Consider the following 3,918-nt stretch of genomic DNA (forward strand, 5'->3'; position numbering starts at 1 on the left):
TACAGCTCGAACTGTGGATGGCAAGCTGAGCGACAGGTTGGCAACTCTACTTGTAATCACGACCTTGGCCCCACTGTCTTGGAGCATGTAGTCGATGCGCTCCTGCGGATACATCGTATCCATCGGCACATACGCGCCTCCGGCCTTCAGTACCCCCAAAATGCTCACCAGAATATCCGCAGAACGCTCCAGCAATACGCCAACCGGTTGATCTGCTTCGACCCCTTCCGCTCGTAACACACGAGCCAATTGGTTCGCACGCTCATTCAGCTCAGTGTAGGTCAGCGCGGTGTTCCCAGACACAACAGCTACCCGCTCAGGGTTGTGCTTCGCTTGCTCTTCAAAGCGCTCGCTGAGCGAACGGCCTTGTGATGCTCCAAGCAGGCTGTGCGCATTCGGATCATTGAACACCTTCAGAATCTGCTCGGTTTCTTCTGCCGTAATCAACTCCAGCTCACCCAGCTTCGCATCCGGGTTCGCCGCCACGGCTTCGGCCAAGCGAACAAAGTGACGCGTCATCCGTTCTACCGTTTCGCGCTCGTACAACGCAGTTGCATACTGCAATCCGAACTGGATACCCGCCTCTTCCTCTCTGGCTTCCAGCGTCAAATCAAACTTCGCTGGCGTTTGTTCCAGGCCGTATGGACGGAAGCTCAGGTCTGCCAGTTGCAGTTCGCCTTCCTCAGTGGTTTGCAGGGTAAACATCGTATCGAACAGCGGATGGCGGCTCATATCCCGCTTCACATTTAGCTTTTCCACCAGTTCCTCAAATGGGTAGTCCTGATGTTCATAGGCTTGCAGAGCACAAACTTTCACTTCTTCCACGTAGCTGCGGAAGGTATGTTCCGCTGTCGGATAGTTCCGCAATGCCAACGTACCGACGAACATCCCGAGGATCGGTTCCAAATCTGCATGCGGTCGTCCGGCAATCGGTGTGCCGACTACGATGTCCTCTTGCCCGCTGTATTGGTGTAAGAGCGCGGTGTACGCCGCCAGCAGCACCATATACAGCGTGGAGCCTGTGTGCGCCGCCAGTTCCTTCAGGCGTTCGCTAGCTTCGCGCTCCAGCCCGAACACCACCGTATCGCCTGCCGTACTTCGTACGGACGGACGGGCAAAGTCTGTCGGTAGATCCAATACAGGCAGTTCACCCCGGAAGGTGTCGAGCCAGTACGCTTCCTGACGTTGCATCCACTCTTGATGGGCTTCGCTTTGCTGCCATACCGCATAATCCTTGTACTGTATACGCAATGGCGAAATCTCTTCACCGTCATATAAGCGGACAAATTCATCGGTCAGTACTCCCATGGACACGCCATCCGAGACGATGTGGTGCATATCGAGCATGAGTAAATGCTGCGATTCCTGCTCGGTTCCTTGTACGCCCAAATCTACCAAGCCTACCCGCAGCAACGGAGCAGCTTGCAGATCGAACGGACGGACAAAGCGGCGTACCAATGCCTGCGTTTCTGGGCTGACTACCATATCTGCGGCCATGTCTGTATGCGCAGTCCTATCTTCGGCCTGTACCTTCGTATATTCCACCACAAATGGTACAGTATCCTCGATCCACTGCATCGGCTCACCGTCCACCAGCTCAAAGCGAGTGCGCAAGGTCGCATGGCGGGCGACCAGTTGACGGAACACGTCCTCCACTCGCTTCACGTCCAGCGGACCACTCACTTGCAGCACTGACGGCATGTTGTAGTTCACATCATTCGGGTCGAACTGATGCAGCACAAACAGTCGTTTTTGCGCCGAGGAAAGCGGGTAGAAGCTGCGTTCTTCCGTTACCGGAATGGACGCATACGCCACTTGATCCAAACCTTCCATGACCGTTGCCAGTTGTTCAATCGTTGGCGCTTCAAAAATACTGCGCAGTGGAAGCGGCTTGTTCAGCTCCTTGTGAATTTTCGAGGCCAGCGTCGTCGCCCGCAGCGAGTGTCCGCCAATCTCGAAGAAGTTTTCCTTCACACCGACCTGCGCCAGACCCAGCACATCCTGCCAAATTTGCGCCAGCTTCACTTCTACCCACGTCCGCGGTGCGACATAATCAGCTCCGCTTTGCAGGTTGCCTTCCGGTGTTGGCAGTGCCTTGCGGTCGATTTTACCGTTCGGTGTCAACGGCATCTGCTCCAGCTGTACCAAATACGAAGGCACCATGTAGTTTGGAAGCTCCTCGCCCAGTAAGCTGCGCAGCTCACCAGCGCTCACTTCCCTTTCAGCAACATAGTACGCCACCAATTGGTTTTGCCCCTGTTCGTCCGCCTGGGCCAGTACGATGACCTCTTGTACATCCTCCACTTTCAAAATTTGTGCCTCGACTTCGCCCAGCTCGATCCGGTAACCCCGGATTTTCACCTGATGGTCGATCCGGCCCAAATATTCAATGTTGCCGTCTGGCATCCATCTGGCCAAGTCACCCGTACGGTACATTCGTTCGTAGCCGGCTTCACCAGCTGCAAACGGATTTGGTATAAATTTCTCAGCCGTCAGCTCTGGGCGATCCAGATAACCACGGGCCAGACCCGGACCGGACACGCACAGTTCACCCGCCACGCCTACCGGAGCCAAATGTCCATGCACATCCACCATGTACACCCGATGATTCGGTATAGGGCGTCCGATGGAAATGAGTTGTCCTGCTCTCTCGTCCTCGGATACCGGCCAGACGGACGTCGCCACCGAGTTTTCGGTTGGACCGTAGCCGTTGTAGTACGCCACCTGATCCTTCCACTTGTATACCAATTCTGTTGAGGATGCTGAACCCGCAGTGAACAGAACACGCAGGTATGGCATCCGCTCCGGCTCCAGATACACCGCATAGGTCGGTGGTAACGTCGCCACCGTAATCTGATGTTCTGTCATATAATGTTCGAATCTCTCATAGTCCAAAATCGTCTCTGACGTTGGTACATACAACGTGGCTCCGCAGAACAGCGCCTGGAAGATTTCCCAGCAAGCCGCATCAAACGAATAGCTAGCAAACAGCAACGTATGATCCGACGTGCGGATCTTGAGCGTCTGATCAAAATACGTTTTCAGATTGCATAGACCGCGATGCTCCAACATAACACCCTTCGGCTGCCCCGTCGTACCTGACGTATAAATGACATAGGCCAGATCGTTCGGACCAGACAACGGCTCCAGATTGGAACCATCCTCGTGATACACACCCTGTGCCCCATTCAGCACCAGCACGCTACCGTCGAAAGCCACTTTATCAACCAGATGGTTTTGCGTTAACAACAGCTTCGCACCCGAGTCGTCCAGCATGTAGCGGATACGCTCCTCTGGATAGGTCGGATCGATGGGTACATATGCGCCCCCGGCTTTTAAAATCCCGAAGATGCCCACGATCATGTCCACCGAACGCTCGGTCATCAGACCCACCAGTCGATCCTTCGTCACGCCTTGACTACGCAAGGTGCGCGCCAGACGATTCGCACGTTCATTCAGCTCGCGATAGGTCAGCTGCTCTCCTTCAAAGAACAACGCTGGCTGTTCCGGTGTCTGCGCCGTTTGTGTCTCGAACAAGCCATGAATCGTTTGCTCGCTTGGATACTCAGCAGCTGTATTGCCCCATACGGTGAGAATTTGCTCACGCTCCTGCTCACTTACCATATCCAGCTCCTGCACTCGAATGTCCGGCTTCGCTACCACCTGCTCCAACAGCTGTATCAGATGGCCCTGAGTCCGTTCAACAGCTTCACGATCATATAACTTCGCATTGTATTCAAATCGGATTTTCATCGCTTCCTGCGGCATAACGACCAGATTGAAATCATAGTTGGTTTGTTCAATCATGCCGGCATTGCGAATTTCAAAATCCGACGCTGCACCTTCGCCAAGTTGCTCGACCTGCTCCTCCACCGGATAGTTTTCAAACACGATAATGTGGTTGATCAGGTCTTGCTT

Annotated in this window: 1 protein-coding gene; it reads right to left on the minus strand. The window is 54.2% G+C overall.

The annotated features are described in order from the left end of the window. Positions 1–3,918, minus strand: a 3,918-nt coding sequence (locus G9G53_RS25515; protein ID WP_165150864.1) for a non-ribosomal peptide synthetase, incomplete at both ends; no start/stop codon positions are given.

The organism is Paenibacillus sp. EKM206P, assembly GCF_011066155.1.
GTDB classification, from domain to species: Bacteria; Bacillota; Bacilli; order Paenibacillales; family Paenibacillaceae; genus Paenibacillus; species Paenibacillus polymyxa_D.